Origin of the sequence: Actinorhabdospora filicis (assembly GCF_030269765.1) — a bacterium.
GTDB lineage: Bacteria > Actinomycetota > Actinomycetes > Mycobacteriales > Micromonosporaceae > Actinorhabdospora > Actinorhabdospora filicis.
Map to the genome: position 1 here is coordinate 2,508,917 of NZ_BSTX01000001.1, position 25,909 is coordinate 2,534,825.

Consider the following 25,909-nt stretch of genomic DNA (forward strand, 5'->3'; position numbering starts at 1 on the left):
CTTAGCGGGTCGTCGCGGTGTACGGGAGGAGCGCCATCTCGCGGGCGTTCTTGATCGCGCGGGCGATCTGACGCTGCTGCTGGGCGCTCACGCCGGTGACGCGGCGGGCACGGATCTTGCCGCGGTCGGAAATGAACTTCCGCAGCAGGGCCGTGTCCTTGTAGTCGACGTAGGTGATGCCCTCTTTGTCGAGAGGGTTCGCCTTCTTCTTGGGCTTACGGATCGGCGGAGTCTTCGCCATGGTCCTGTCTTCCTAACGTTCTTGAGGAGCGCGCGGGCGCTAGAAGGGCGGCTCGTCAGAGAAGCCGCCGCCACCGCCGCCACCGGCGGGGGTCGCGGTCGCCCACGGGTCGTCCATCGGCGCGGAGGAGGAACGGCCACCGCCGCCACCGCCGCCGCCTTCGCGGCCCATGCGCTGCACCTTCGCCGAGGCGAACTTGAGCGAGGGGCCGATTTCTTCGACCTCAAGCTCGTAGACGGTGCGCTTCTCGCCTTCGCGGGTTTCGTACGTGCGCTGCTTCAACCGGCCCTGAACGATGACGCGGGAACCCCGGGTGAGGCTCTCGGCCACGTTCTCGGCGGCCTGCCGCCACACGGAGCAGCCGAGGAAGAGCGGCTCGCCGTCCACCCACGCGTTCTTCTCACGATCGAACGTGCGGGGAGTGGAGGCGATCCGGAACTTGGCCACGGCGGCACCGGACGGGGTGAATCGAAGCTCGGGGTCGTCGGTGAGGTTCCCGACAACCGTGATGACGGTTTCTCCAGCCATGACCACTCCTTGATCGGGTCTGTAATCGGCGTGAGATTAGGTCTATCAGCGGGGTGTGTCAGTGCACCTCGGGACGAAGCACCTTGGTACGGATGATCGACTCGTTCAGACGCATCTGACGGTCGAGCTCGGCGACCGCGGCGGGCGTCGAGTGCAGGTCGATGACCGCGTAAATGCCCTCGGTCTTCTTGCCGGTCGGCGTCTTGATCTCGAACGCCAGCCGGCGACGGCCCCACACGTCGAGCTTCTCGATGGTCCCGCCGGACGTCCGGATCACGTTCAGGTACGTGTCCAGCGACGGCGTGACCGTCTGCTCCTCAAGATCGGGATCCAGGATCACCATGATCTCGTAGTGACGCAAGACTTCCACCTCCTCTGGTCTAGGTCGGCCGTGGTCTCTCCACGGCAGGAGGGTCGTTGCGTACGCGCACGACGGCTGACCGCCGCGCGACCTGACAACGGTACACGAGCCGGTGTCGCGGCTGGTGGGCGCGGGGGGAGGGTGGACGGGCCGGTGGCCGGACGCACGGGCCGCGCACGGCCCGCCGGACGCGTGAGTTGCGCCACCGCCCGCCGTGGCTCGCTGGCATCACCCCCGGGCCCGACGGTGAGCCCACGGACGACCGGACCGCTCGCCTCGGCGCGCCGCGCGGAGCAAGCCGCGACCGGCGAAGACCACGCCCGGGCACCGAGAAGGCGGCGAAGGCATTCGCGGGCGGATTGTTTCGGTTTGATGTCGAGTCGTCCACAATCGGCCCGTTATCCACAGGTCGCGCGATGGGCCGTTTGGTGGACCACGCGTGCGGCCCGGTTACGTTCGCCCCAGCGGGGCGGGCTTCGGGCCCCCACCAACAGAGCCTCACCCGAGAATGCCTCCGAGGCGCGCGCCGGGAACAACCGACACCGGCCGCCGTGCCCGGCGCCACCGCACCCCACCGTCACGAGCGGCACCCGGCCCCACGAGCAGCGCCCACCACCCCCTCACAGCCCGTGGGGCGCGGCCAAGCCGCACCCCACGGACACACGTCAGCCGTCGATCGCCCCACGACGTCGCCGCGCCACCGCGACCATCACCCCGCCCGCCAGCACCAGCCCACCGGCCAGTCCCAGCGGCAGCGGCATGCCGGTCTTCGCGAGCGGCTCCCGCGCGTCCGGCTTCGGGGCCGCGGGCGCCTTCACCATCACATCCGCGCGGTTGTTACCGCTGACGCCGTCCTCGATGAGCACGTCCTCGGACGTGTAAGGCACCATCAGCCCGACCGAGCCCTTGCCCGGCTTCGCCCCCAGCTTCAGCTCGAAGGTGAAGGTCGCCTTGTCCCCGGCGGGGATCACCACCGGGATCTTGCACTGGTAGCGGGCCTTGTCCTCCATCAGCGCGCAGCCGCGGGGGACCGACGTCACCGTCGTGCCGGCGGGGACGGCGAAGCGCAGGACCGCCACGGGCGAGCCGCTGCGGGTGGCGTCCACCGTGGCGCCCTTGTTCTGGTAGCCGACGGTCACTTTGACGGTGTCGCCGGGTTTTCCGGTGACGGTGGCGCCGTTGGCGGCGAGGTCGAATCCGGCGCCGCCCTTGCTGGTGACGCCGATCCAGGAGCCGTTGCTGTCGTTCTCGGTGCCCTGCACGCCGATGTCCTCAAGGGACACCGCCGCGCCGGATCCGGTGCGCCAGGCGCGTTCGGCGTCGGAGGGTTCGGTGTAGCCGTCGTCGCCGGGGGCGTACCAGATGTACTGGAAGAGGCCGCCGAAGGTGGTGTCGCGGACCTTCGCGGTGAAGGACGTCGACAGTCCGAAGGCGCGTCCGGCGGTGACCGGCTGGGTGAAGTCGCAGATCGCGGTGACCACCGGCGAATCCGGCAGGTCGGCGTACTTGCAGTTGCCGAAGGTCTCGGCCAGGTCGTAGGCGTGGTCGACGTACAGGCGCATGCGGAGTCCGGTGAACTCCGCGCCGGGGTTGTGGACCTGCGGCGAGAGCGTCACCGAGGATCCGGGCGCGGCGGTCAGCTCGACGGGCGTTCCGGCGTAGAGCCCGTCCTCACCGGCGGACGCGGGCGCGGCGAAGGCCACGGCGGTCGCGACGCCGAGCGCGGCGGCGGTGAGGAGGGTGCGGGAACGGGCACGTAAAGGCATGGGCTTCCTTTTCGGGTCGGGACACGGCGGGCAATACCGTGTCCCATGTAGACGCCCGACCGGCCCTTGAGGTTGCGCGGCGACGTCCGATCTCCACAATGGACGCCCCTCAGCTCGCGCTCTCCGCAACCGCCTCCCCCAGCTCCGTCCGCCGGTACCGCACCTCGTGCCCGTGCCGCCGCCCGGCGACCATCCCGGCGTCCCGCAGCACGGCCAGGTGCTGCGACACCGTCGCCGGCGCGAGCGCGAAGCGGTGGGCGAGGGCGGTCGTGGACGCCGGTTCGCCGAGCCCGGTGAGGAGGGCGGCGCGGGTGCGGCCGATGAGGCGGCCGAGGGCCGCGCCGCCGCGCGGGGGTTCCCAGAGGGTGCCGAGGCCGCGGGCGGGGTAGACGAGGGTGGGCTGCCAGGGTTCGTCGAGGATGACGATGACCTGGTCCCATTTGAAGGCCGAGGGCATCAGCAGGAGCCCTTCGCCGCCGAGGTCGCGGTGTTCGTCGTCGCCGCGTTCGCGGGTGAGGACGCCGTCGCGCCAGTGCAGGAGCGGGTGGAGCCGCCCGAAGAGCCCGTCGAGGCCGCCTTCGGCGAGGTCGGTGGCGCGGACGGCGATGTCGGCGTCCAGCAGGGCGCGGACGCGTCCCCAGTGCGGCCGGACGAGGGTGCGCCAGGCGTCGGCGATCTTCTCCACGAGCAGGACGAGGACCTTGGCGGGGTCGGCCATCAGCAGCCGCCCGGTGGGCGTATGGGACGCGCCGGGGGTCTCAGCGAGGGCGCGGAGGATCTCCTCGTGGACGACGTCGGGCGGGGTGGCGGCCACGCGCGCGAGTTCGTCGTCGATGGTGGGCGCGCGGCTGCCGGGTGGCGGGGTGATGAAGTCGGGCGTGTAGCCGTAGCGGGGCAGCAGGAGCGCCAGGAGGCGCAGGTCGAGGCCGCGGGCGACACGCCCGGGCCAGGGTCCGTGTGGGCCGGGCCCCTGTGGCCCGGTGACGACGCGGACGGCGGAAACGGTCTCCCAGATGGGCGAGACGGCGAAGCGGACGCGGCCGAGGTCGGCGGGGGTGAAACTCATCGATACCGGCACGTAGCACCCCACTGATTCGGTGGTGGACGAATGTCTTGTGGCGAGAATAGCGATCTTCGCAGGATGGCCGCACACCCCGAGCGATGAGGAGATCGACATGAACGAGGCATTCCAGGCCAGGTCCGCCGCCCTGTGGGCGTCCATCGACGACCACTCCGAGGAGGAGTTCCGGGCGCTGATCGCCGCGCACGTCGCCGAGCTGCCCGAAGGCCACCCGGTGTCGCTGTTCGAGCGGGCCTGCGCGTGGGATTCCACGGGTCACTCCGATCAGGCCGCGCCGCTCTACCGGGAGGCTTTGAAGAACGGCCTGGACGGGGAGAACCGCCGCCGGGCGATCATCCAGATGTCCAGCTCGATCCGGAACCTGGGCCGTCCCGAGGAGGCCCTGGGCCTGCTGCTGGCCGAGGCGGAGAACGGCGCCGACCACCTGTCGGACGCCTTGACGCTCACCACCGCGCTGTGCCTGGCCGACCTGGGCCGCGAGCGCGAGGCGCTGCGGGACGTGATCACCGCGATGACGGCCTACCTGCCGCGGTACCAACGGTCGATGCGCAACTACGCAAGGCTTCTGGTGGAATCTGACGATGAGTGACTGGCAGAAGAGGGTCGACGACCTGTACGAGCGCATGGATCACTTCGAAGAGGTGGCGTTCATCGAGGCGATGGACGCGCTGGCCGCGGAGGCCCCGGACGAGGCCTCCGCCCTGTTCGAGCGGGCGGGGGCGCGGGACGCCGCCGGCCACGAGGCCGAGGCCGCCCCGCTGTACGAGGCGGCGCTGGCGGCGGGTCTGGACGAGGCCCGGCGGCGGCAGGCGTCGATCCAGCTGGCGAGCACGTTGCGCAACCTCGGCGAGTTCGAGCGGGCGGTGGCGTTGCTGGCGGCCGAGCGGGAGGTGTCCGACGATCTGGACGACGCGGTGGCGGCGTTCTACGCGCTGGCGCTGCATTCGTCCGGCCGCCACGGCGAGGCTCTGTCGGTCAGTCTGAAGGCGCTGGCTCCGCACCTGACGCGGTACCGGTGGCCGGTGGATTACTACGCCGGCGAGCTGCGATAGCGACTCCGGCTCCGGTGATGAGCAGGCCGACCCAGATCGGCCAGTGGACGGCCTGGCCCAGCAGCGGCCAGGCCAGGACGGCCGTGAGCGGCGGGACGATGAGGACCATGCGCGCGGTGTCGGCGGCGGTGCGGTGGCGCAGCAGGAAGAACATGACCCCGAAGGCGACCACGGAGTTGCCGATGGCCAGCCAGGCGAGGACGCCGAGGGTGGGCGCGTTGACGGGCAGCGCGAGGCCGCCGTGGAGGGCGGCCAGGGGCAGGATGACGAGGGCGGCGACGCCGAGCTGGACGGCGGCTCCGGTGCGCAGGTCCATGGCGCCACCGGCTTTGCGCTGGACGAGGGTCCCGGCGGCGAATCCGGCGGCCGAGATGAGGGTGAAGACGATGCCGGGCCCGGCTTCGAGGTCTCCGGCGACGGCGACGGTGAGCCCGGCGAAGCCGACGGCGGTGCCCAGCCATTGGAGGGGTGTGAGCTTCTCCTTGAGCACGACGGTTCCGGCGGCGGCGATGATGATCGGCGTGGATCCGTTGACCAGGGCGGCGAGTCCGGCCGAGACGCCGCCTTCGAAGGCGAGGTAGGCCGCGCCGAACATGACGGCCTGCATGAGGACGCCGGTGACGATCAGCTGGAGCCAGGCCGCGCGCGTCTTGGGCCAGGGTGCCTTGGTGACCACGGCGACGGCGGTGAGGACGAGGGCGGCCAGCGCGAAGCGCCAGAAGGTCAGGGTGAGCGGCGGGGCGAGGTGGACGCCGATGGGCCCGGCGATGAATCCGCTGGTCCACAGGGCGATGAACAGGATCGACAGGCCGGGTCCGAGCAGGAAACGGCGTCCCGCGCTCGGGCGCGTCGCGGTGAGGGTCGCCATGCGGGCCTCGCTCTCTGCTCGTAACGGTTCGGCGCGTTACACGCTATGGCGATCGATGTAACGGCACAAGGCGTTACCTTTGTGGGATGAGTTACGACGCCCGGCACCGGTTCTGCTTCACCACCGGCGCGACCTGGCTGAACTTGGCCGCGACCGTGGCCGACGGGTACGGCCCGGACCCCGTGGAGCGCCTGTGGGACGCGTCACGCCTGGCCGAGTGGCTGGAGCACGAGGTCGGCGTGACCTACCCGGTGGACGACGACGACCTCGCGCACGCCCGGGGCGTCCGCGACGCGCTGCGGAACCTCGCGCTGTCGGCGGCGACGGGAGTCGCGCCCTCGGAGGCGGCGGTGGAGGCGGTGAACGAGGTCCTGGCGGGCTGCCGCCCGATCCAGGTGAGCATTGTGGACGGACGGGTGCGCCTCGACCCGCCTTCCTCGGTCCGGCACGCCATGGGACGCCTGGCCCGCGAGGCGGTGACGATGCTGTCGGGTGACGAGGCCGCGAAGCTGACCGCGTGCGCCGAGCCGGTGTGCCGCTCGGTGTTCCTGGACCCCGGCGGGCGGCGGCGCTGGTGCCCCAGCGGGCGCTGCGGGGTGAAGGCGAGGGTGCGCGCGTTCCGGGAGCGCGAGAAGGTTCGGTGAATTCCCGGTCCCCTGTGGACGCCCCCGGCGTGGTTTCCTGCCCCTACCGGTAACCACTCGATCAAAGGGAGCGACCCATGAGGTCACGCCTCGCCATTCCCGTCACCCTGCTGTTAGCCGCCGCGACGCTCGTCGCGCCCGGCGCCGCGGGGGCCTCGGGAGCGGCTTCCGGCCAGGGCAACGGCTATTGGAACGGCCCACCGCCGTTCTCCATCGACACCTCCACCGATTCCACCGGCGCGCACGTGCTGTCCGACCCGGTCCGCACCGGGATCTCCTGCAGCCCCTACCCTTCGGGCACCTTCGACGGCTCCGACGACGTGTGGGGCGACGGCGGCACCGGCAAGGAGACCGGCTGCGCCGACGCGATGTACGTGGCCCAGCGGCAGTGGGACATGCTGCGCGACTGGCTGGGCCGCAACGGCTTCGACGGCAACGGGCGCGGCATCCCGATGGCCGTCGGACTCGAATCGCCCGGCATCTCCTACGACGGCAACCGGATGCTCATCGGCCACGACAACACCGGCCACTGGGTGTCCAAGATGGACATTCTCGGGCATGAGTTCGGGCACGTCATCGAGCAGACCACGCCCGGCGGCGCCGCCACCGAGGCCGGGCTCTCGGAGTCCACAGGGGACATCTTCGGCGCGCTGCTGGAGACCTACGCCAACCAGCCGGCGCCCTTCGACACCCCCGACTACACCGTCGGCGAGGGCCCGAACGCCTCACCGCTGCGGTACATGTACAACCCCTCGCTGGCCGGCGATCCGAACTGCTGGTCGGCGGCCATTCCCGGCACCGAGACCCACCAGGCGGCCGGGGTCATGAACCACTGGTTCTACCTGCTCGCCGAGGGTTCCCGGCCCGGCGGCAAACCGGCGTCCCCGACCTGCGACAACTCCACCGTGTCGGGAGTGGGCATCCAGAACGCGGGGAAGATCTTCTACTACGCGATGCTGCGCAAGACCTCCGGCATGACCCACGCCAAGTACCGCGCGGCGACCCTCTCGGCCGCCCGCGACCTGGACGCCAGCTGCAGCCTGTACCGGGCGGCGAAAGCGGCGTGGAACGCCGTGGCCGTCCCGCCCACGACCGGCGAGGCCGTCTGCGACGGCTCGGGCTTCGAGATCTTCACCGACCCCTCGTCCGGCACCGCCCAGCCCGGCCAGAACCTGACCGTCACGGTCCACACCAGCTCGGTCGGCATGGAGCAGCGCGTCGATCTCTCCGCGACCTCGCCCATCGGCATCTCGACCTCCTTCAGCCCCTCGACGGTGATGTCCGGGCAGAACGCCACCATGACGGTGTCCGTCGGCTCGGGCGTGACCCCCGGCAACTACCAGGTCACCGTGACCGGGCGCGGCCAGACCGCCACGAAGACGGCCGTGTTCAGCCTGGCCGTGGCGGCCAATCCCGACGTCCCGGACGTGGACGTGAACAAGGTGACCGCCGACCTGGCGGCCCTCCAGAAGATCGCCCAGGACAACGGCGGCAACCGCCGCGCGGGCAGCGCGGGCTACACCGCGTCGGTGGCCTACGTGAAGCAGAAGCTCCTGGCGGCCGGCTTCACCGTCACCGAGCAGAAGTGCGCCACCTGCCGCAACCAGGCGCCGAACCTGATCGCCGAATGGCCCAAGGGCGACGCCAACCGCGTCCTGATGCTCGGCGCCCACCTCGACTCGGTCTCGGCCGGTCCCGGCGTCAACGACAACGGCTCGGGCGCGGCGGCGCTGCTGGAGGTGGCGCTGACCATGGCGTCCTACAACCTGGCGCTGACGCAGCGGGTGCGCTTCGCGTGGTGGTCCGATGAGGAGTCCGGGCTGGTCGGATCGCGCTACTACGTGTCGCGGCTGTCGCGCACCGAGCGCGCGAAGATCACCGGCTACCTCAACTTCGACATGGTCGGCTCCACCAACGGCGGCTTCTTCATCAACAACATCAACACTCCCGCCGCCGCGGCCCTCAAGGCCTACTGGCAGGGACGCGGCCTGCTCCCGGAGGAGAACGTCGAAGGCGCCGGGCGCAGCGATGACTACTCCTTCCGCGAGGTCGGCATTCCCACCAGCGGCTACGCCACCGGCGCCTCGGCCCGCAAGACGGCGGCCCAGGCCGCCAAGTGGGGCGGGACGTCCGGTGCGCCCTTCGATCCCTGCTACCACCAGGCCTGCGACCGCTATCCGTCCAATGTGGCCACCCGTGGCCTGAACGAGGCGGCCGACGGGATGCTCTACGCGATCATGCGCATGGCGATGTGATCGCGGTGGGCTGAGCGCTCGTCCGGTGGACGAGTGAGGGCGGCATCACCGGGGTTCCGGGTGGTGCCGCCCTTTCGGTTCTCCCCGGACCGGCTCAGCCCAGGACCCGCACCAGCTCCACCCGGTTGCGGACCCCGTACCTGCGGTACAGGCCCGTCAGCCGCGCCTCGACGGTCTTCACGCTCACGTTCAGCTCGGCGGCGATCTCCCGGTTGGTCGCCCCGGTCCGCACCAGTTCCACGATCCGGGCGCTGAGGTCGCGGCGGTCGGCCAGGTCGGTCAGGGCCGCCTCGGCCTTCGCCGCCCAGGGCGCGGCCCCGGCGGCGGTGAAGCGACGGGACGCCGTCAGGTACGCCTCGCGCGCGGCGTGGCGGTGCCCGGCGGCGCGTTCGATGGCGCCGAGGGTGAGGTGGGCGCGCGCGACCTCCATCGGATAGGGGTGGGCCGAGGCGCGGTCGATGGCGGCGGTGAGCAGCCGGACGGCGGTGCCGGAGTCGCCGAGGGCGGCCCGCCGCACCGCGTCGGCGCGCGCCAGCCCGAGCAGCACGGTGTGGCGGCCCCGGGCGCGGGCCAGGGTGAGGATGCGCCCGATGAGGCGGGCGGCGCGCTCGGGTTCGCCGGTGCCGATGAGGGCCTCGGCCCTATCGGCGTGCCACATGTGCACGGCCGGGTCGACGGCCCGGGCGCGCCGTTCCAGGACGGCGGCGCGCGCGAAGGACTCCGCGGCGGCCTCGACGTCCCCGTCGGCCAGCAGCGCCTTGCCGCGCACGACCAGCGCGGGCAGCGCGAACTCGTCGTCGCGGGCGCGCTCGGCCACCGCGAGGGCGCGGGAGGCGTGCGAGGCGGCGTCCAGGAAGGTCCCGCCGGCCAGTTCCCCCTGTGCGGCGGCCAGTGACCCGAGGCCGGGCGTGGCGTGGACGCGTTCGTCCAGCCACAGCGCCTCGCGCCCGGCCGACAGGGCCTCGTTCGCTCGCCCGGCCCGGTCGTGGACGCCGGTCGCGGCGGCCAGCACGCGGATGAGCTCGCCCAGTGTCCCGCGCTCGCGCGTGGCGGCGGTCTGCTCGTCGAGTTCGCGGACGGCCGCCGAGACCTCGCCGCGCAGGCACGCGGCGGTGGCCCACACGACGCGGACGGCGGTGACGGCCGGGTCGGCGGGCAGGCCGCGCGCGACCTGGTAGGCGCGGGCGAGCAGCTCGTCGCCGGGTTCGCCCTGGCGCAGGGCGATGGCGGCGCGCCAGCGCAGGGACGTGGCCAGCAGGTCGCCGCGCCCGGCGTCCCCGGCCAGGCGCCCGGCGTCGGTGAGTTCGGTGGCGGCGGCCTCGTAGTGGTGGGCGGCGTAGGCGAGCACGCCCCGGTGCAGGCGCGCCTCGGCCTCCAGTTCGGGGACGCCGCGCGCGTCGCCGCAGGCGCCTTCGACGTGGGGTACGGCCGCGCCCCAGTCGGAGCCGGTGGTCTCGGCCAGCAGCAGCCGGGCGGCCACGCGGACGGAGCGCGGGCCGGTGCGGGCGGCCTCGGTGGCGGTGCGGGCGGCGTCGGCGGGCCGGGCGGACGAGAGGTGGCTGCGCGCGGCGGCGAGGAGGAGGGCGGCGCGTTCGTGGGCGTCCACCGACCGGGCGGCGGCCAGTTCGGCCAGCTCGGCGGCGGTGCCGGGCGCGCCCCGGCGTTCGGCGTGGGCGGCGGCCTCGGCGAGGGCGGGCACCGCCGACGGCCCGGGCGCGGCCAGCGCGAGGTGCCGGGCGCGTTCGATGGGGTCCTCGGCGGCCTTGGCGAGGTCGGCGTGGGCGGCGGCGCGTTCGGCGTCGTCGGCGTGGATGTAGGCGTGTTCGGCCAGGCGCGGGGACGCCGGTTCGCCCAGGGCGCCGCAGCGGTCGAGGAGTTCGGGGGTGGCGCGGACGGCGGCGGCGGTCAGGAGCGCGGCCCGCCGGGCGTCCTCGTCCAGGTCCACGCTCTGCCGTGGCCCCTCCACAAGCGACAGTAGGACGCAGGGCCCGTCGGTGACCCGCACCTGGGGATCGCGGGAGGCGGCCAGGACGCGGATCCCGTCCACGGGCCGGGCCGCGAGGTAGGCCAGCACGGCGGCGCTCTCGGCGTCCAGGGCGTGGGCGTCGTCGACGATCAGTAACAGGGGCGCGCTGCGGGCCAGCTGCTCACGGGCGGCGACCCGGACCGCGATCCGGTCCACGGCAACGGGATTCCCGGTGCCGCCGGGCGAGCCGCGCAGTAACGCCCCGGCCAGGGACCGGCGCAGGTGGCCGGGCAGCCCGGCGTCGGCCTCGCCGAGGAGGTCGGCCAGACCGAGATAGGGCAGCCGGGTCACCCCGAGTCCGGCGGAGGTGCGCCGGACCGGCGTGCGCGAGGCCGCGGCCAGGTCGTCCAGCACCGTCGTCTTCCCGCAGCCGGGGGGCCCGGCCACCAGGACGCCGCCACGCGCGAGGTGCGCGGCGATCTCGGCGACAATCACTGAACGCCCGCTGATCGCGCTCATCGACACATCCCAGCACTGTGCAGGCCGATACGCAATCCCCATTCCCCGGGGAGGGGCCGATCGGGCGGTAAGTGCCGTGCGTAGCGCCCGGGAAACCTGGCGCATCAGGCGAACGCGGGGACCGCACGGAGGTGGGCGCGGGCGATGCGCCCGGCGAGCACGATCAGCAGCGTCAGCATCGCGAAGGCCAGCACGCGCTCGCCGAGGCCGATGAGGACCCGGCCGCCGCAGTAGGTCGCCCAGGTGACCCACAGGCCGCCGAGGATCGACAGTCCACTCAGGACGGCGTAGAGCACCGAGCGCAGGCGGCGGGCCAGGATGACGGCGGCGATGACGAGGGCGGCGAAGGCCACTGTGGACGCGTAGCGGTGGACGTATCCGGCGGTGCTCATGGTGACGTGCCCCAGCGGGTCGGTGGGCACGATCGCGGTGACGATCAGGCCGGCAACCCAGGCTCCGGCCAGGCACGCGGCGGTCTTCGACAGCCGCCACAGGGCCGGGATCAGCGGCAGCGCGCCGAGTCCGGCGAGGAAGATGCCGGTCTCGACCGGCCCGCCCCGGTCGGCGGCGGCGTAGTCGGAGATGGTGTGCACCCATGGGCTCAGCGTCGTGGTGTCGAAGTGCCCGGCGAGGACGCCCAGGACGGCCAGCAGCGCGGCCAGCCCGCCCAGCAGTGGGGCGAGGACGGGGAGGAGCGAGGCGGCGAAAGCGGGGAGGACGGGGGCGGTGCGGGTGTTCATGGCGGGCCTTCCGGTGGTGGGGACCGGGAAAGCCTGCGGCCGGAAGGGGGTCGCGGACATCGGTGCGCGGAGCGGTCTCGCGCCTCACCCGCACGGGCGAGGGGGACTAGGGGTGATTCCCCGACGCGGCAACGTTTCCGCTGGTAGGCGAGCCGGTATCAGTCGCGCGAGTGAGGGGGTGAAGGGCCGGCTCACCCGTGTCGGCGATGCCCTGGGGCCCCTCAAGACCGCTCCCGTCGGCGATGCCGGAGGAGGCCCGCGTGAACAGGATTGGGGGCATGACGAAGCACATGACGATCATCAAGAAGCGCGCGCTCCGGGCGATCGGCGTCACGCTCACCGTGACCGCCGCCGTCGGCTACTCCCTCGGGCTCGCCGATCCGGCCTCGGCCGCCGAGCCGGGCCTGCGCCCGGTGAACAAGGCCGGGCTGGAGCGGGTGATCGCCGGGCTGCCGTCCGGGATCGCCACCTACGCCCAGGTTCGCGTGGACGACGCCGACGACGCGCAGGACTGGGCGGGCGCATCGGGCGTCCTGAACCGCCGGAGCGGCGAGCCGTCCACGGTGGACGCGAAGTTCCGGATCGGCAGTGTCACCAAGGTCTTCAATGCCGCGATCGTGCTGCAGCTGGTCGACGAGGGCCGCCTGTCGCTGGACGACACCGTCCAGCGCCTGCTCCCGGGCCTGCTGCCGAGGGCCTATGAGCCGGTGACGGTGGGGCAGTTGCTGAATTTCACCTCCGGGCTGCCCTCCATGGACATCCCGGGCTCCGACGAGTTCGCCTGGCAGTACGCCCACCGCTTCGACCACTGGGAGCCGCGCGATTACGTCCGCGCCTCGGTCCGCGGGAAGGCGATGCACTCGGTTCCGGGCGAGAAGCAGGAGTACAAGAACATCGACACCGTCCTGAGTGGACTCGTGATCGAGAAGGTCACCGGAAGCACGTGGGAGAAGCAGGTCCAGAAGCGCATCGCCAAGCCCTTGGGACTCAAGGACACCTACGCCGTGGGCGAGTCGGTCGGCATCAAGGGCGTCCACCAGCGCGGATACCAGCTCGTGGACGGAAAGAACGGGCCCGAGTACGTGGACGTGACGGTCTGGGACCAGTCCTCGACCTGGGCCTCGGGCGACATGGTGTCCACCACCGCGGATCTGGCGGTGTTCATCAGGGCCCTCTTCGCCGGTGACGTGGTGAAGGGGGACGCGCTGGAGCACATGTTCCAGGTCCCGGCCGTGCCCGTCTACGACGGTGACACCGATCCCGCCAACGACAAGCCCGCGACCCGGTCCATGGGGCTCAAGCGCGATGTCCTGCCGGACAACACGGTGGTGTGGGGCAAGACCGGCGCCCGCCCAGGGTACGTCAACGGCGTTGGCGCGACGAGGGACGGGGCGCGCGTGCTCGTCTACTCGATCGGCTCGACGGACGCCAAGGGCGGCGAGCAGAGCCCGCTCATGATGCCGATCATCGCCTGCGCGATGGGGCTCATGTAGCCGGGAGACCGAGGGCGGCCCGCGGGCCGCCCTTCTTCCGTTTCTAGACCCCGCCCGCCGCGATCAGGCCCGTCTCATAGGCCGCGATGACCGCCTGCGCCCGGTCCCGCAGCCCGAGCTTGGCCAGGACCTTCGACACGTGCGTCTTGACGGTGTGCTCGCTGACCACCAGCGTCGCGGCGATCTCGGGGTTGGACAGGCCGCGCCCGAGCAGCGCGAGGATCTCGCGTTCGCGCTCGGTGAGGGCGGTCAGCCGCTCCGAGCCCGTCGCGGAGCTGGGGGTGGCCGGGCGCCGCGCGGCGGTCAGGTCCGCGATCAGCCGCCGGGTCACCGAGGGCGCGAGCAGTGATTCCCCGGCGGCCACCACGCGGACGGCGTGGACGAGGTCGTCGCGGCGGACGTCCTTGAGCAGGAAGCCGGAGGCGCCGGCGTACAGGGCGTCGTAGACGTAGTCGTCCTGGTCGAAGGTGGTCAGCATGATGACCTTCGTATCGGACGTGGCGCAGACCCGCCGGGCGGCTTCGAGGCCGTCCATGACGGGCATGCGGATGTCGAGGAGGAGGACGTCGGGCTGGTGCTCGGCGACCGCGCCGACGGCCATCGCGCCGTCGCCGACCTCGGCGACCACGTCGATGTCGTCCTGGGCGGCGAGGATCATCGCGAAGCCCGCGCGGACGAGTTCCTGGTCGTCGGCGACGACTACGCGGATCATCGGGTGACCTCCTGGGGCTCTGAAGCGGGGGTGAGGGGGAATCGGGCGGTGACCTGGAACCCGCCGGAGGGCCCGGGACCGGTGGTGACGGTACCCCCGTGCGCGGCGGCGCGTTCGCGGAAGCTGATCATGCCGTGTCCCCGTCCATCGCTCGCACCGGAGGGCCCGCGCCCGTCGTCGGTGATGGACGCGGTGAGCTCGCCGGGCGTCCAGTCGAGCGCGACGGTGACGCGGGTGGCCCGCGCGTGCTTGACGACGTTGGTCAGGGCCTCCTGGACGATGCGGTAGATCGCGACCTGCGCGTCGGCCGGGAGGGGGGTGGGTGAGCCGGTGACGTCCAGGGAGACGGCGGGCCCGGAGGACGACACGCCCGAGACGAGGCCCTGGAGGTCGTCGAGAGTCGGCTGGGGCACCCGGAGGGCGTCGCCGGGTTCTTCCTTGAGCACACCGAGCATCCGGCGGAGCTGGGTCATCGCGTCGCGGCCGGCCGAGGCGATGGCGTCGAAGGCGCGTTCGGCGCGATCGGGGTCCTTGCGGACGACGAGGGGTCCGGCCTCGGCCTGCACGATCATGATGCTGACCGCGTGCGAGAGGACGTCGTGCATGTCGCGGGCGATGCGCGCGCGTTCCTCGGCGACCGCGCGCTGCGCCTCGGCCTCACGGGTGCGTTCGAGCTGCTCGGCGCGGGCCTCGACCTCGCGGGCGCGTTCCTGGCGGGTGTGGGTGAGGCGGCCCAGGGCGTAGGCGCCGAAGTAGGTGAAGAAGGTGAAGAGGTACTCGCGCGCCTGGTTGGAGTTGAAGGCGACGGCGAGCGGGATGACGACGAGCGCGATCCCGTTCATCACCAGGCGCTGCGTGAGGGGCGAGATCGCCGCGACCGTGTAGGTGGCGATCAGTCCCGCGTAGGGAAGCGGCTGGCCCACACCGTCGATGTACTGGTTGATCATCGCCGGGACGTTCACCAGCAGCAGGACGGTGAGCGGGAAGCGCCGCCGCCAGATCAGCGGCACCGCGCACAGGCACGTCAGGAAGTAGGAGGAGGTCGACGCCGGGGGGAGGCTGGGCGCGCGCGGCACGATGAACTGGACCGAGAGGGCCACCCACACGAGGACCGCGATCGCGGTGTCCACGATGTAGGGATTGGTGGTGCGGAGGCGTTCGGCGAGGCCCTCGCCCTCCGCGCTGATCCGGAGGGTGAGGGCGCTCAGTCGGTCCGTCTTGGGCTGCGCGGGCGATGTTGCGGGAGGTGGTGCGGGCGGCATGATCGGCTCCTGTTGCGGCACCGGTGGGGTGCCTGTTCAGAGCCGATCAGTCTGCCAGCGGGACCTCCGGCATGACCACCAGGTCGGGTTCCACGAAGGTGTCTTCCGGGCGCAAACGGGCGATCCAGAGGGCGAGCGCGCCGACCAGGAACAGCGCGCCGCCGAGGATTCCGACGACGACGTAGATGTCCTCCCACAGAGTCATCTGGCCAAACCCTTCCCCCGACAGTATTTCCATACATGTGAACCCGCTTTCGGGTTCACTTGTGTAGACGTGCTGTCGGGGTGTGGGCGTTGATCGGCCGAACGGGTGAATTGTGAGATGACGGTCACCCGAGGCGCCACACGGGTGAGAGCGAGTCTCAAGAAGCTCCTAAGGGACTTGACGGGGCACGCGACCGGCATGATCTGCTGTCGGCATGGCAAGCATGCAGATCGACCGCGCCGAGCCCGGGGACACCAAGGCGCTCGCCGATTGGCGCGAGGTGCACAACGTGATCATTCCGGCCGACCCGCTGTCCCAGGCGGACGTGCGGGAGCGCGCCGGCCGCAACGTCCTCTCGGTGGCGTACGTGAACGGTGAGCTCGTGGGGTGCTCGACCGTGCGTATGCCGGAGGGAGAGGAGCGGGCGGTCGTGGTGATCGCCCGCATCCTGCCCGAGTTCAGGCGGAGGGGTTTCGGGACGGCGTTGTTCCAGCACTGCATGGAGCAGGCCGCGGAGCTGGACCCCGGGGTCATCGAGACGATCGTGCTCTCGGCGAACAAGGAGGGCTACGAGTTCGCCATCGGACGCGGGTTCGTCGAGGTGGAGCGCGGGATCCCGGAGGGGCTGGAGGACGAATTCGTGTCGCTCCAGCTTCCGGTGTCCTAGGTACCGCGCCCCGGCCCCGGCCCCGGAACGGTGTCGGTGGGGTTCTCGCGCGGTGCGCGCGGCACCCGTGTCGCCGTCGGGGCCGTGCGGGCGTCCTTCGTCGCCTCGCTTCGACGTCTTCCCGCTCAGGGAACGATCGCGAGCTTGCCGACGGTGCCCCGGCCCTCCAGGTCCTTCAGGGCCCGGGCGCCGTCGCGCAACTTATAGATCGTCGGGTCGTTAGGCAGGTAGACACCTTCCTCGCGCAACCGCTCGATCTCCGACATGATCCAGCCGTAGACCTCCGGCGCGTGCTGCGGCAGGGCCCCGATGTGCAGCCCGATCACGCTCACGCGGTACTTGAAGATCAGCTCCCAGTTCGACACCGATGCGTTCCCCGCCACCGCACCGAAGACGACCACTCTCCCTACCACGGGCTTGGCCGCCGCCAGACTCGCCGCGAACGTCTCGCCGCCGACCGACTCCAGCACCAGGTCCGCACCGCCGAGCTCGTTCACCGCCGCCGCGACGCCCTCCTGATCCCCGTGGTAATCCAGCACGACATCGGCGCCCAGCGCCCGTACGGCCTCGTGCTTCGCCGGTGAGGCCGTGGCGATCACCCGCGCGCCATAGTGCTTCGCCATCCGCACCGCCGCCTGCCCGACACCACCGGCGGCCGCGTGGATCAACACCGTCTCGCCCTCCGCCAGCCGGCCCAGTGGCTTCAGCGCGGCCAGCGCCGTGGCCCAGTTCAGCACCAGCCCGAGCGCCTGCTCGTCCCGCCAGCCCTCCGGAATCGGCATCAACGCCGCCGCCGGCGCCACCGTGTACTCCGCGAAGGCCCCGTTCCCGAAGCCGATGACGTGCTTCCCGACCTCACCGTCCCCACCGACGATCTCACCGGTCACCTCGAAACCCGCGATGTAGGGAGCATCCGGACCACCGTCGTAGATCCCGTAGGTCTGCGAGACGTCGGCGAAGTTGACCCCGGCCGACGTCACCCGCAGCAGCACCTCACCGGGCCCGGGCGTGGGCACCTCCACGTCCTCCACATAGGTCAGATCCTTCGGTCCCTCATGCGAAACCTGCCGCAACGCGCGCACGCAACCTCCTCAGCTCCACCCAAGCCCGATCGCTTGTGGAGCAGGAAAAGTACGCCCGTCATCCTTCGCCGGCCACCACCACACCCGCTTCATAGGCGGAGATCACAAGCTGCGCCCGGTCCCGCGCCCGCAGCTTCGCCAGCAGCCTCCGCACATGGCTCTTCACCGTCGCCGGACTCAGGAACAACCGCACCGCGATCTCGTCATTGGTCAGCCCACGGGCGATGAGCTCCAGGACCTCCCGCTCGCGCGAGGTCACGTCCAGCTCCCGCTCCACCGGCGGCTTCTTCACCGTCCCCGCGAACTCCCGGATCACCCTCCGCGTCAACGCCGGAGCCAGCAGGCCCTCACCCGAAGCCGACACCCGGATCGCCCGCAGCAGATCCCCGGGCGGGCAGTCCTTGAGGAGGAAACCCGATGCGCCCACCTTCAACGCGGCGAACAGGTACTCATCGAGATCGAAGGTCGTCAAGATCACCACCTTGGTGGCCTCGGTGTTCCCATCCGAGCCCGCGCAGATGATGCGGGTGGCCTCCACCCCGTCCATCTCCGGCATCCGCACGTCCATCAGCACCACGTCCGGCCGGTGCTCACGGACCGCCCTGACCGCCCCGATCCCATCGGCGGCCTCGGCCACCACCGTCAGATCCGGCTCGGAGTCGATGAGCACCCGGAAGCTGGCCCGCAACAGCTCCTGATCATCGGCGATGACCACCCTGATCACTGAACCTCCCACCTGTTCACCGTGTCTCCCACCCGGTCACCGAGCCTCCAGCCGGTCACCGGACCTCCTGGTACGGCAGGGAAGCGGCCAGCCGCCAGCCCCGCTCACCCGGCCCGCCGGTCCCGACCGGCCCGGCGGTGAAGACCCCGCCGTACGCCTCAACGCGCTCCCGAACCCCGATCAGCCCATGCCCACCCGGCAGCGGCGCGCGCCGGGCGTCCCCGTCGTCCACCGCCTCTATCCGCACGTGCCGCTCGTCATGCCCGATCGTGACCCGGCAGCGCGCGGGCGCGGCGTGCTTGACGGTGTTCGTCACCGCCTCCTGCACGATCCGGAACACCGATGCCTCCAACCCGGGCGGCAGCGGCGGCAGGTCCCGCTCCACGGTGACCGTCACCCCGGCCTCGGCGGCGCTCTCGACCAGCTCCGGCAACCCCGCCAGCCCGGCGGCGGCAGGCACGTCATTCCGCAGGGTCTCCACGAGCTGGCGGACCTCGGCGAGCGCCGTCCGGCCCGTGCGCTCGATGACGCGGAGGGTGTCCACGGCCTCCTCCGGCCTGCGCCCGGCCACGTGCAACGCCACACCCGCCTTCACCGTGATCACCGAGAGGTTGTGCGCGACGACGTCGTGCACCTCGCGCGCCAGGTGCAGCCTCGCCTCGACCCGGTCGCGCCGGCGCGCCTCGGCCGCCACCGCGTCCACCATCTCCTTGTGCCTGCGGGCCATGTAACCCACCACCCACGCCAGCCCGAACAGCAGCAGTCCCAGCCCGGCCTGCGCCTGCCCGTACGGGTTCGGTTCGGCGTGCAGCTGGATCCGGCTCGCCACGAGGATCAGCCCGATCGACCCGGCACCCGCCCCCAGCCACACCAGCGACTCCCGGCGCGCCCGGTCCCGCGCCACGATGTACAGCACCCACGCGGCCGCCGCCGAAGCCCCCGAACTGACCTCGATGACATCCGCGACGACCGTCGCGGCCAGCACGACGACATAGATCGCCCGCGGCCACCGCCGCCGCAGCGACATCGGCAAGCTGTACGAGAGGGCGACGAGCAGTCCCGTCACCAGAAACCAGCCGTGGAAGGTCCGCAGGTCCATCGGATCCAGCACACCCATGACCGCCGGAACCGCCATGAGGACGGCGATCCCGGCGTCCACGGCCACGAGCAGGCGGTCCTTCTCCCGCAGCCACCACGGTTCTCGCATGCCCCGAACGGTAGCCACGGCGTCGCTCTCGTGACACCAGCCTTGGGGATGACGCCCCTGGGAGGAGACCGACCGGACGGATCGGTACGCCGGTCTGATGTGGAGGGTCCTTTAACATCCGACCCTGTAGTTATGAAGAGCGTGACGCGCATGGTGCTCACCGCGCCACTGTCGCTACTCGGGGGATCGGCGGCCGCGGCGGCCGTCTTCCTCGCCAACCCCGGCGGGCTGCTCCTCGCGGAGAACGGAACCCCCGCCTGCCGCCTCGTCAGCATCCTCAGCGCGACGGCCGCGGGGGCCATCGCGTTCGCGGGAACATCGTGGCTGCTCGGCTGGTTCGGGCCCGTCCGCCGCGGAGTCATCGGCGTGGTCGGCCTCGTCGGACTCGTCGCCGTCGGCCTCGCGGTCGGCTACCTCTGGCTCTGGGGCTGGCCCGTCGTCGGCCACCTGGTGGGCGAGTAGGCGTGCCCCGCACCCTCCACGACCACGGCACGGGCGACCTCCGGTGGTGGATCACCGCCGAAGAGTTCGAAGATCACGGGCATCGAGCAGACGAGACACCGGACTGACGGGGTGGAGCAGGACCTCACCCAGCCTCACCCAGCCTCACCCAGCCTCACCCAGCCTCACCCAGCCTCACCCAGCCTCACCCAGCCTCACGGCAGAGCATGCGGGCGGGCTCCGGCCACCGGCATCCACCGCGACCTCGGCCACCCACTCCCGCCCGCCCGACACGGGAGTGGGCCGAGACGCGCCTCAACCCCACCCACAGCACACAGGGCGAACCGGGCTGGCAGGGTGAGCGAAGTCGACGGGTTCGCAGGCACCGGTGCTCGCCCCGGCCCAGCCTCACTGCGAAGCCTGTGAGCGGGCTCCGGCCACCGGCATCCACCGCAACTTCGGCTACCCGCCCCACCGGCCGAGCACACGGTCACGGTCAGGCGAGCTTCTCCCCACGCGCGAAGCAAGCAAGCCCCGGGGCCGACCTTCAGCCCCGCCGGCGAACCACGCGGCGGGTTCCGGTCACCGGCACCCGCCCCACCACCCCCGGTCTCTCCGGCGAGGCGCACCGGGGCGGTGAGGTGCGGTGCGCTTCTCCAACCACACGATCGGGCGGGGTCAGGTGAACCTCTACCCCACCGGCAGAGCACGCTCGCTGAGGCGGGCCTCAACCCCGCCCCCGCCCACACGCGATGGAGCGGCGGCACTCACCCCGTCCCGGCTCCACTCACTCGGCCGGGCAGCCATCCGGCCCGCCCCTGGCAGCGCGCGCCTCTGCCGCAGCCCCCATCCCCGTCCCACCCGAGGTCCCCGTCTCCGTCCCACCCGAGGTCCCCGTCTCCGTCCCATCCGAGCCCATCCCACCCGCGTCCCGCCCCCTGGGTAGTTCGCACCACGAAAGGTATCGTCGGATCATGGTCCGCGCCGGTGACGACGAGAAGATGCCCATGGTGACCGCCCTCGTGCGCACCGCCTTCCTGGTCGACGCCGTCTACGCCCAGGCCGCCCGCGAGCACGGCGTCACCGCGCAGCAGGGGCAGCTCTTGTGCGTCCTGATGGCCCACCCACTCGGCATGAGCGACCTGGGTCCCATGCTCGGACTCGCCAAGTCCAGCCTCACCGGCCTCGTCGACCGCTCCGCCCGGCGCGGGCTCGTCGAACGCGTCCCCGATCCCTCCGACGGGCGCGCGGTGCAGGTCGCGCTCACGGCATCGGGCGCGGCGCTCGCGGAGACCTTCTACGACGACACCTGCGCCCGCCTCGCCGAGCTGGCGGGACGCCTGTCCGGCACCGAACGCGGCCGCCTCGCGGGACTGCTGGCACGAGTCGTCGAGGCGAACGAGGTCCCGGCGGTCTTCGACTAGAACGCCGGGGACCTCCGGGGGCTTCAGGTCTCCGGTCTCCGCGCCCGCGCCAAGCAAGCGTGGCGCAAGCCACGCCCACACCCGCGGGGCTGACCCCGTCCCGAATACGCCGAATCCTGTACGCCGTACAGAACCGAGTTCCGCACGTCGTACAGGATTCGCCGACCTACCGTCTGCCCAGGCAAACGCCCTGGTGGGCACCCCAATGCGCCACCCGGCCCCTACCGGAACGCCTCCACGCTCCGCGCGACCCAGCCCGCGAAGTCGCCCGCCGGGCGTCCCAGCAGCGCGGCCACGTCCGGGCTGATGCGCGACTCCTCCGGCAGGGGCTCCTTGGTGATGTCGAGGGTGCCCGCCGCGATCTCCGCCGGCATGTACGCCGACATCGCCTCCAGGGCCTGTTCACGGCTCAGCTCGACGAACGCGACATCCTCACCGAGGGCGGCGGACAGGACCGCGGCCTGCTCGCGCGGGGTCACCGCCACCGGCCCCGTCACGGTGTACACACGCCCGACGTGCCCGTCCTCCAGCAGCGCGACCGCCGCCATGCCCGCGATGTCGGCCGGGTCGACCACCGGCCAGGCCACGTCGCCGTAGGGCGCGTAGACGGTCCGCTGGGTGCGGACGCTCTCCAGCCACGCGAAGGCGTTGGACGCGAAGCCGCTCGGCCGCAGGATCGTCCACTCCACACCCGAGGCGCGGACCGCCTCCTCAAAGGCCCGCAACCGGGCGTGCGAAGCGGCCTGCGGACGTGTGGCGCTCGCCTGGGAGGAGTTGAGCACGATCCGCTTGACGCCCGCCTCGACGGCCGCGCCGACGAGCTCGGCGGGATCGCCGCCGAAGGCGTTCTGCGCGCCGCCCAGCATCAGGAAGAGCGCGTCGGCACCGGCCACGGCCTCGCGCATGCCCTCGACGGTGCTGGTGTCGAGCCCGGTGCGGTAGGTGATGCCGGTATCGGCGGGCGCGGCCTCGTGGGAGATCCCCACGACCTCGGCGCCGGCGGAGGTGAGCAGCTGGGTGAGGGTGCGTCCGATGTTGCCGGTGGCTCCGGTGACGACGATCATTGTCTCGCTCCAAAACTGAGTTAGTTGACTGACTGAGGAGAACGGTAGCAGCCGTCCATGATCGTGTCTAGAGTGGGTTAGGTGACCAACTCAGTTCAGCCGCGCGGAGCCGAGAAGCGCCGCCGCCTCACCGCCGCCGCCACCGCCGTCCTGCACCGTCAGGGCGTCGAGCGGACCACCCTCGCCGACATCGCCAAGGAGGCCGACGTCCCCGTCGGCAACGTGTACTACTACTTCAAGACCAAGGACGACCTCGTCCAGGCCGCCCTCGGCGAGCACTCGGCGTACCTGAAGCAGATGACGGACGCGCTGGACGCCATCGGCGAACCCCGCGAGCGGCTCAAGGCCCTCGTCGCGGCCTGGGTGGAGCAGAAGGAGACCGCCGCCCGCTACGGCTGCCCCACCGGGACCCTCACCGTCGAGCTCGACAAGCGCGCCGACGGGATCCTGGACGTGGAGGCCGGACGCGTGGTTCGCCAGCTCCTCGACTGGGTGGCGGCGCAGTTCACCGCGATGGGACACGCCAACGCCGACGACCTCGCGCTGACGCTGGTGTCGGGCTACCAGGGGATGTCGATGATGGCGGGCGCCCTGCGCGACCCGGAGGTGATGACGCGCGAGGGAGCGCGGCTGGTGGGATGGCTGGACGGGCTTTAGGGGCTCGGGCGGCGGCCGGGCAGGCTTTAGGGGCTCGGGCGGTGGCTGGGCGCGATGGCTGGGCGCGGCGGCCGAGACCGGCCGGGCACCGGGCTGCGGTCAGTGGGCCGGGGTCGGTAGCTGTGGCTGTGGCTGTGGGCCATGAGAAGCGGGCCGCCCGCCGGTGGGCCAGTAGCGGGCCATGGGCAGGCACCCGGAGCCGTGGCTGCGAGGCGCGAGGCGCCCACCTGCGGGCCAGACGGCCATGGGCGTGGGCGATGGCGTTGTGGCTGTGGGCCGTGATGCGCGAGCCTCAAGGCGCGAGCCGCCTGCCTGTGGCAAGTAGGCCAGTGGGCCGGGGTGGTAGCTGTGGCCGTGAGCTGTGAGCTGTGAGCACGCGATGAGGCCCGGCCGTGTGGCCGGGCCTTCGTGTCGCTTCTTCTCGTCTTCGCCTTTCGGCTTTCCCTACTCCTCCAGATCCCGGGCCGCTCGGAGCCAGGCGGTGAAGGTCTCGGCGTCCACCTCGTCGGCCGAGGTGAGCTTCACCGCCGCCATCCGGCGGGCTCCGGGCTTCAGGCGGCCACTCGGGTCGGTGAAGTCCTGGCCTCGGAAGAAGCCGAAGGTCACGTTCTTGGGGTAGGCCTTCACCAGGCAGACGGTCCGCTGTCCGGGCTTGATGCCGAGGCTCCAGACGGGGTGTCCGTGCCAGAGGGCTCCGGCGCCGGGGAGCTCGGCCTCGATGATCGGCAGGAGGATGTCGGTGATCTCGCGCTGGTGGGCGGGGAGGGTGGCGGCGTAATCGTTGACGGTGGTCATGATCGGGTTTCTCCTTGATCGGAAGGGGTGGGGTTCGGGGTCGGGGACTAGCGGCCGAGGCGGATGCGGAGCGCGGTGACCGAGGTCCACAGGAGCCCGATGCCGACACCGACGGCCATGACGGGGGAGGCGCCCGGGAGCTGGGTGATGGCCCAGACGTTGCCGACGATCACGGCGCTGGCGGCGATGCGGGCGAGGATCGCCTGGTTCTTGCGGCCGGCCTTGGCGTGGATGCGGCCGATGACGAACAGGGCGGCGGTCATGATGCTGAAGGTGAAGGTCCCGGCGACCATGTGCATGGCCGAGTGCCAGCTCATCGACGTGGGCGCCTCGTTCGGCGTCCCGACGGGGAAGCCGTAACCGGGGTCCATCACGAAGACTCCGGCGGCCGCCATCCCGATGCCGATCAGGCGGACGAGGCGTCCGGTCCAGCGGCCGGGGAGCATGCGGCGCAGCCCTTCGGCGCCGAGGACGTAGAGCAGCCCGGCCACCAGGAAGTTGGTGATCTGGAGCCACCCGAGCGAACCGGTGGCGAGCTGGCTGAGCGGGTGGAAGGCGGGGTTGAAGCCCTCGCGGGTCAGCGCTTGCGTCCACGAGGTCGCCAGCCACAGCGGCCCGGCGAGGGCGCCGGCGGCGAGCAGGACCTTGGTGGAGATCGAGGTGGCGGTGCGGGCGGCGGGGGCGGCGATCATGGCGGTCATTTCTCTGTCCTCCTGCGGGTTTTCGTTCTTCTGCCCATACGTCGACTGGGCGATGCGACAGGGAATGCAGATCTCCTTGTGACCGCGACCACGATGCCTTTTGGTTCGCAACACGAACCACTAATGTTCGTTACACGAACCAATCTGGTTCGGATGACGAACCACTGGAGGCATCATGAGCAGCACCGTCGCCATCATCGGCGGAGGCTACGGCGGCGCACAGGTCGCCAAGTCCCTCGACGCCGAGGCCGACGTCGTCCTCATCGAGCCGCGCGACGCCTTCGTGCACGCCGCCGGATCGCTGCGCGCGCTCGTCCGCCCCGAGTGGGCGCCGAACATGTTCTTCTCCTACGACAACCTGCTCGAACGCGGACGCGTGGTGCGCGACAAGGCCACCGCCGTCGACGCCCGGGGCGTGACGCTGGCGTCCGGCGAGCGCGTCGAGGCCGACCACATCGTGCTGGCCGTCGGCTCCGGCTACCCCTACCCCGCCAAGACCGAGACGCCGGACCGCGCCGCCGCCCTCGCCGAGCTGGCGGCCACGCACGAGGAGCTGCGCAAGTCCGCGCGCGTGCTGATCTTCGGCGCCGGGCCCGTCGGGCTGGAGCTGGCCGGCGAGATCGCCTCGGTGTGGCCGGGGAAGGCCGTGACGATCGTCGACCCCCGCGAGAGCCTGCTGGACGGCTTCGACGAGGCCCTCCGCGCGGACCTGCTGGAGCAGCTCGCCGGACTGGGCGTCCGGCTGCGCCTGGGCGTGCGCCTGCCCGAGCCCGCGAGCGAGCCCGGTGTGCACGGTGTGGTGAGCACGGGTGATGAAGAGGCCGACATCTGGTTCCGCGCGCACGGTGTTCGAACGAATTTTCTAGCCGGGTTCCCTGTCAACGAGCGGGGCCGCGTCCGGGTTACGCCACGCCTGACCGTCGAGGGCCACACCAACGTCCACGCCGTCGGCGACGTGACCGACGTGCCCGAAGCGAAGATGGCCGGTTACGCGATGCAGCACGCGGCGGTCGTCGCGGAGAACATCCTGGCCGCGCTGCGCGGGGAGGAGCCGACGGCGGAGTACCACCCCTCGCCGGTGCCCGCGATCCTGCTGCCGCTGGGGCCGGAGGGCGGCGTCGGGCAGTTCCCCGGGGAGGGCGGGGCGTGGGTGCTGCCGCGGGAGATGGTGGTCGACTACAAGGGACGCGACCTGTTCAGCGGGAGGTTCCACGAGCTGTTCGGGACGGCGCCGGTGGAGCCGGACGCGGTGGCGGCGGACGACACCGTGGCCACGACAGCGGGAACGCCGGCGCGGCACGGGTAGGACGCCCGTCGCGCGCGGACCCGTCGCCCGGCGTCGGCTCGGCCGGCCCTCGCCGGGCGGGCCTCACCGGCGCGCGGCACCAGGGGTGAGAGCGGCCCACGCGACGTCCGGGAACCGCGCGGGCGCCGGTCACGCGACACCCGGGGTG

The 25,909-nt window shown here is 71.8% G+C and carries 27 protein-coding genes; 10 read left to right on the plus strand and 17 right to left on the minus strand.

Annotated features, from left to right (window positions below):
• Nucleotide 1 precedes the first annotated feature (1 nt).
• The 5 genes from rpsR to QSK10_RS11790 form a co-directional block, all read right to left on the minus strand.
• Nucleotides 2-241, minus strand: coding sequence for a 30S ribosomal protein S18 (gene rpsR, locus QSK10_RS11770; RefSeq protein ID WP_285662688.1), 240 nt, complete (start codon nucleotides 239-241; stop codon nucleotides 2-4).
• Nucleotides 242-280: 39 nt separating this feature from the next.
• Nucleotides 281-769 carry a single-stranded DNA-binding protein gene (locus tag QSK10_RS11775; RefSeq protein ID WP_285662689.1) on the minus strand — a complete coding sequence of 163 codons (489 nt, stop codon included), beginning with the start codon at nucleotides 767-769 and terminating at the stop codon, nucleotides 281-283.
• Between the two features lie 58 nt (nucleotides 770-827).
• Nucleotides 828-1,130 (minus strand): 30S ribosomal protein S6, encoded by a 303-nt coding sequence (rpsF, locus tag QSK10_RS11780; protein ID WP_285662690.1) that lies wholly within the window; start codon nucleotides 1,128-1,130, stop codon nucleotides 828-830.
• 665 nt (nucleotides 1,131-1,795) lie between these two features.
• Nucleotides 1,796-2,896, minus strand: coding sequence for a hypothetical protein (locus tag QSK10_RS11785; RefSeq protein WP_285662691.1), 1,101 nt, complete (start codon nucleotides 2,894-2,896; stop codon nucleotides 1,796-1,798).
• 109 nt (nucleotides 2,897-3,005) lie between these two features.
• On the minus strand, nucleotides 3,006-3,962 hold the full coding sequence (locus tag QSK10_RS11790) for an ArsR/SmtB family transcription factor (RefSeq protein ID WP_285662692.1): 957 nt from the start codon (nucleotides 3,960-3,962) through the stop codon (nucleotides 3,006-3,008).
• Nucleotides 3,963-4,071: 109 nt separating this feature from the next.
• Here QSK10_RS11790 and QSK10_RS11795 point away from each other — a divergent pair, with 109 nt between their 5' ends.
• Both QSK10_RS11795 and QSK10_RS11800 read left to right on the plus strand, forming a co-directional pair.
• Nucleotides 4,072-4,566 carry a tetratricopeptide repeat protein gene (locus tag QSK10_RS11795; RefSeq protein ID WP_285662693.1) on the plus strand — a complete coding sequence of 165 codons (495 nt, stop codon included), beginning with the start codon at nucleotides 4,072-4,074 and terminating at the stop codon, nucleotides 4,564-4,566.
• Nucleotides 4,559-5,029 (plus strand): tetratricopeptide repeat protein, encoded by a 471-nt coding sequence (locus QSK10_RS11800; protein ID WP_285662694.1) that lies wholly within the window; start codon nucleotides 4,559-4,561, stop codon nucleotides 5,027-5,029. The genes QSK10_RS11795 and QSK10_RS11800 overlap by 8 nt, the downstream gene beginning before the upstream one ends.
• On the opposite strand, the gene QSK10_RS11805 is transcribed toward QSK10_RS11800, so the two are convergent.
• Nucleotides 4,953-5,897, minus strand: coding sequence for a DMT family transporter (locus tag QSK10_RS11805; RefSeq protein ID WP_285662695.1), 945 nt, complete (start codon nucleotides 5,895-5,897; stop codon nucleotides 4,953-4,955). The genes QSK10_RS11800 and QSK10_RS11805 overlap by 77 nt on opposite strands.
• Before the next feature lie 86 nt (nucleotides 5,898-5,983).
• Here QSK10_RS11805 and QSK10_RS11810 point away from each other — a divergent pair, with 86 nt between their 5' ends.
• Together QSK10_RS11810 and QSK10_RS11815 are read left to right on the plus strand one after the other, a co-directional pair.
• Nucleotides 5,984-6,541, plus strand: a complete 558-nt coding sequence (locus tag QSK10_RS11810) for a CGNR zinc finger domain-containing protein (protein ID WP_285662696.1) — start codon at nucleotides 5,984-5,986, stop codon at nucleotides 6,539-6,541.
• 77 nt (nucleotides 6,542-6,618) lie between these two features.
• Complete coding sequence (locus QSK10_RS11815) at nucleotides 6,619-8,796, plus strand: M28 family peptidase (RefSeq protein WP_285662697.1); 2,178 nt, start codon at nucleotides 6,619-6,621, stop codon at nucleotides 8,794-8,796.
• A 94-nt stretch (nucleotides 8,797-8,890) separates the two neighbouring features.
• Here QSK10_RS11815 and QSK10_RS11820 read toward each other — a convergent pair whose 3' ends face one another.
• Together QSK10_RS11820 and QSK10_RS11825 are read right to left on the minus strand one after the other, a co-directional pair.
• Nucleotides 8,891-11,281 carry an AAA family ATPase gene (locus QSK10_RS11820; RefSeq protein ID WP_285662698.1) on the minus strand — a complete coding sequence of 797 codons (2,391 nt, stop codon included), beginning with the start codon at nucleotides 11,279-11,281 and terminating at the stop codon, nucleotides 8,891-8,893.
• A 104-nt stretch (nucleotides 11,282-11,385) separates the two neighbouring features.
• Nucleotides 11,386-12,021, minus strand: a complete 636-nt coding sequence (locus QSK10_RS11825; RefSeq protein WP_285662699.1) for a DUF998 domain-containing protein — start codon at nucleotides 12,019-12,021, stop codon at nucleotides 11,386-11,388.
• 278 nt (nucleotides 12,022-12,299) lie between these two features.
• Between QSK10_RS11825 and QSK10_RS11830 the strand changes: the two genes are divergently transcribed.
• Nucleotides 12,300-13,514, plus strand: coding sequence for a serine hydrolase domain-containing protein (locus QSK10_RS11830; RefSeq protein ID WP_285662700.1), 1,215 nt, complete (start codon nucleotides 12,300-12,302; stop codon nucleotides 13,512-13,514).
• Nucleotides 13,515-13,557: 43 nt separating this feature from the next.
• On the opposite strand, the gene QSK10_RS11835 is transcribed toward QSK10_RS11830, so the two are convergent.
• Genes QSK10_RS11835 through QSK10_RS11845 form a run of 3 tightly spaced genes read right to left on the minus strand, consistent with a single transcriptional unit; the run spans nucleotide 13,558 to nucleotide 15,693 of the window.
• Entirely contained in the window at nucleotides 13,558-14,226 is a 669-nt protein-coding gene (locus QSK10_RS11835; RefSeq protein WP_285662702.1) for a response regulator, read from the minus strand.
• Complete coding sequence (locus QSK10_RS11840; protein WP_285662703.1) at nucleotides 14,223-15,488, minus strand: sensor histidine kinase; 1,266 nt, start codon at nucleotides 15,486-15,488, stop codon at nucleotides 14,223-14,225. Before QSK10_RS11840 ends, QSK10_RS11835 begins: the two co-directional genes overlap by 4 nt.
• A 46-nt stretch (nucleotides 15,489-15,534) precedes the next feature.
• Complete coding sequence (locus tag QSK10_RS11845; protein WP_285662704.1) at nucleotides 15,535-15,693, minus strand: hypothetical protein; 159 nt, start codon at nucleotides 15,691-15,693, stop codon at nucleotides 15,535-15,537.
• A 214-nt stretch (nucleotides 15,694-15,907) separates the two neighbouring features.
• Between QSK10_RS11845 and QSK10_RS11850 the strand changes: the two genes are divergently transcribed.
• Nucleotides 15,908-16,360: a GNAT family N-acetyltransferase gene (locus QSK10_RS11850; RefSeq protein ID WP_285662705.1), complete on the plus strand. Its 453-nt coding sequence runs from the start codon at nucleotides 15,908-15,910 to the stop codon at nucleotides 16,358-16,360.
• A 125-nt stretch (nucleotides 16,361-16,485) separates the two neighbouring features.
• On the opposite strand, the gene QSK10_RS11855 is transcribed toward QSK10_RS11850, so the two are convergent.
• The 3 genes from QSK10_RS11855 to QSK10_RS11865 are packed head-to-tail and all read right to left on the minus strand — an operon-like array spanning nucleotide 16,486 to nucleotide 19,373.
• Complete coding sequence (locus QSK10_RS11855; RefSeq protein WP_285662706.1) at nucleotides 16,486-17,442, minus strand: zinc-binding dehydrogenase; 957 nt, start codon at nucleotides 17,440-17,442, stop codon at nucleotides 16,486-16,488.
• A 58-nt stretch (nucleotides 17,443-17,500) separates the two neighbouring features.
• Complete coding sequence (locus QSK10_RS11860; protein ID WP_285662707.1) at nucleotides 17,501-18,166, minus strand: response regulator; 666 nt, start codon at nucleotides 18,164-18,166, stop codon at nucleotides 17,501-17,503.
• A 55-nt stretch (nucleotides 18,167-18,221) separates the two neighbouring features.
• Nucleotides 18,222-19,373 carry a sensor histidine kinase gene (locus tag QSK10_RS11865; RefSeq protein WP_285662708.1) on the minus strand — a complete coding sequence of 384 codons (1,152 nt, stop codon included), beginning with the start codon at nucleotides 19,371-19,373 and terminating at the stop codon, nucleotides 18,222-18,224.
• A gap of 132 nt (nucleotides 19,374-19,505) precedes the next feature.
• On the opposite strand from QSK10_RS11865, the gene QSK10_RS11870 reads away from it, so the two are divergent.
• Both QSK10_RS11870 and QSK10_RS11875 read left to right on the plus strand, forming a co-directional pair.
• Nucleotides 19,506-19,835 (plus strand): hypothetical protein, encoded by a 330-nt coding sequence (locus QSK10_RS11870; RefSeq protein WP_285662709.1) that lies wholly within the window; start codon nucleotides 19,506-19,508, stop codon nucleotides 19,833-19,835.
• 953 nt (nucleotides 19,836-20,788) lie between these two features.
• Nucleotides 20,789-21,238, plus strand: a complete 450-nt coding sequence (locus QSK10_RS11875; protein WP_285662710.1) for a MarR family winged helix-turn-helix transcriptional regulator — start codon at nucleotides 20,789-20,791, stop codon at nucleotides 21,236-21,238.
• Between the two features lie 221 nt (nucleotides 21,239-21,459).
• Here the strand turns inward: QSK10_RS11875 and QSK10_RS11880 are convergent, their stop codons facing one another.
• Complete coding sequence (locus QSK10_RS11880) at nucleotides 21,460-22,302, minus strand: NAD(P)H-binding protein (RefSeq protein WP_285662711.1); 843 nt, start codon at nucleotides 22,300-22,302, stop codon at nucleotides 21,460-21,462.
• A gap of 81 nt (nucleotides 22,303-22,383) precedes the next feature.
• Between QSK10_RS11880 and QSK10_RS11885 the strand changes: the two genes are divergently transcribed.
• On the plus strand, nucleotides 22,384-22,959 hold the full coding sequence (locus QSK10_RS11885; RefSeq protein ID WP_285662712.1) for a TetR/AcrR family transcriptional regulator: 576 nt from the start codon (nucleotides 22,384-22,386) through the stop codon (nucleotides 22,957-22,959).
• Nucleotides 22,960-23,403: 444 nt separating this feature from the next.
• On the opposite strand, the gene QSK10_RS11890 is transcribed toward QSK10_RS11885, so the two are convergent.
• Together QSK10_RS11890 and QSK10_RS11895 are read right to left on the minus strand one after the other, a co-directional pair.
• On the minus strand, nucleotides 23,404-23,754 hold the full coding sequence (locus QSK10_RS11890; protein ID WP_285662713.1) for a DUF1801 domain-containing protein: 351 nt from the start codon (nucleotides 23,752-23,754) through the stop codon (nucleotides 23,404-23,406).
• Between the two features lie 47 nt (nucleotides 23,755-23,801).
• A complete protein-coding gene (locus QSK10_RS11895) occupies nucleotides 23,802-24,455 on the minus strand; it encodes a DUF998 domain-containing protein (protein WP_285662714.1) in 654 nt (217 codons plus the stop codon).
• Nucleotides 24,456-24,630: 175 nt separating this feature from the next.
• Here QSK10_RS11895 and QSK10_RS11900 point away from each other — a divergent pair, with 175 nt between their 5' ends.
• The gene (locus QSK10_RS11900) at nucleotides 24,631-25,761 is read left to right on the plus strand and encodes an NAD(P)/FAD-dependent oxidoreductase (protein ID WP_285662715.1); all 1,131 of its coding nucleotides are present in this window, start codon (nucleotides 24,631-24,633) and stop codon (nucleotides 25,759-25,761) included.
• The last annotated feature ends 148 nt before the right edge of the window (nucleotides 25,762-25,909 follow it).

Bases quoted from the DNA above. Each gene is read 5' to 3' on its own strand.
- QSK10_RS11870 (WP_285662709.1), top strand. From the start codon at position 19,506: ATGAAGAGCGTGACGCGCATGGTGCTCACCGCGCCACTGTCGCTACTC.
- QSK10_RS11795 (WP_285662693.1), top strand. From the start codon at position 4,072: ATGAACGAGGCATTCCAGGCCAGGTCCGCCGCCCTGTGGGCGTCCATC.
- QSK10_RS11820 (WP_285662698.1), bottom strand. From the start codon at position 11,281: ATGAGCGCGATCAGCGGGCGTTCAGTGATTGTCGCCGAGATCGCCGCG.
- QSK10_RS11850 (WP_285662705.1), top strand. From the start codon at position 15,908: ATGGCAAGCATGCAGATCGACCGCGCCGAGCCCGGGGACACCAAGGCG.
- QSK10_RS11815 (WP_285662697.1), top strand. From the start codon at position 6,619: ATGAGGTCACGCCTCGCCATTCCCGTCACCCTGCTGTTAGCCGCCGCG.
- QSK10_RS11865 (WP_285662708.1), bottom strand. From the start codon at position 19,373: ATGCGAGAACCGTGGTGGCTGCGGGAGAAGGACCGCCTGCTCGTGGCC.
- QSK10_RS11825 (WP_285662699.1), bottom strand. From the start codon at position 12,021: ATGAACACCCGCACCGCCCCCGTCCTCCCCGCTTTCGCCGCCTCGCTC.
- QSK10_RS11890 (WP_285662713.1), bottom strand. From the start codon at position 23,754: ATGACCACCGTCAACGATTACGCCGCCACCCTCCCCGCCCACCAGCGC.
- rpsR (WP_285662688.1), bottom strand. From the start codon at position 241: ATGGCGAAGACTCCGCCGATCCGTAAGCCCAAGAAGAAGGCGAACCCT.
- QSK10_RS11880 (WP_285662711.1), bottom strand. From the start codon at position 22,302: ATGATCGTCGTCACCGGAGCCACCGGCAACATCGGACGCACCCTCACC.
- QSK10_RS11895 (WP_285662714.1), bottom strand. From the start codon at position 24,455: ATGACCGCCATGATCGCCGCCCCCGCCGCCCGCACCGCCACCTCGATC.
- QSK10_RS11875 (WP_285662710.1), top strand. From the start codon at position 20,789: ATGGTCCGCGCCGGTGACGACGAGAAGATGCCCATGGTGACCGCCCTC.
- QSK10_RS11805 (WP_285662695.1), bottom strand. From the start codon at position 5,897: ATGGCGACCCTCACCGCGACGCGCCCGAGCGCGGGACGCCGTTTCCTG.
- QSK10_RS11810 (WP_285662696.1), top strand. From the start codon at position 5,984: ATGAGTTACGACGCCCGGCACCGGTTCTGCTTCACCACCGGCGCGACC.
- QSK10_RS11790 (WP_285662692.1), bottom strand. From the start codon at position 3,962: ATGAGTTTCACCCCCGCCGACCTCGGCCGCGTCCGCTTCGCCGTCTCG.
- QSK10_RS11785 (WP_285662691.1), bottom strand. From the start codon at position 2,896: ATGCCTTTACGTGCCCGTTCCCGCACCCTCCTCACCGCCGCCGCGCTC.
- QSK10_RS11900 (WP_285662715.1), top strand. From the start codon at position 24,631: ATGAGCAGCACCGTCGCCATCATCGGCGGAGGCTACGGCGGCGCACAG.
- QSK10_RS11775 (WP_285662689.1), bottom strand. From the start codon at position 769: ATGGCTGGAGAAACCGTCATCACGGTTGTCGGGAACCTCACCGACGAC.
- QSK10_RS11835 (WP_285662702.1), bottom strand. From the start codon at position 14,226: ATGATCCGCGTAGTCGTCGCCGACGACCAGGAACTCGTCCGCGCGGGC.
- QSK10_RS11800 (WP_285662694.1), top strand. From the start codon at position 4,559: ATGAGTGACTGGCAGAAGAGGGTCGACGACCTGTACGAGCGCATGGAT.
- QSK10_RS11845 (WP_285662704.1), bottom strand. From the start codon at position 15,693: ATGACTCTGTGGGAGGACATCTACGTCGTCGTCGGAATCCTCGGCGGC.
- QSK10_RS11840 (WP_285662703.1), bottom strand. From the start codon at position 15,488: ATGCCGCCCGCACCACCTCCCGCAACATCGCCCGCGCAGCCCAAGACG.
- QSK10_RS11830 (WP_285662700.1), top strand. From the start codon at position 12,300: ATGACGAAGCACATGACGATCATCAAGAAGCGCGCGCTCCGGGCGATC.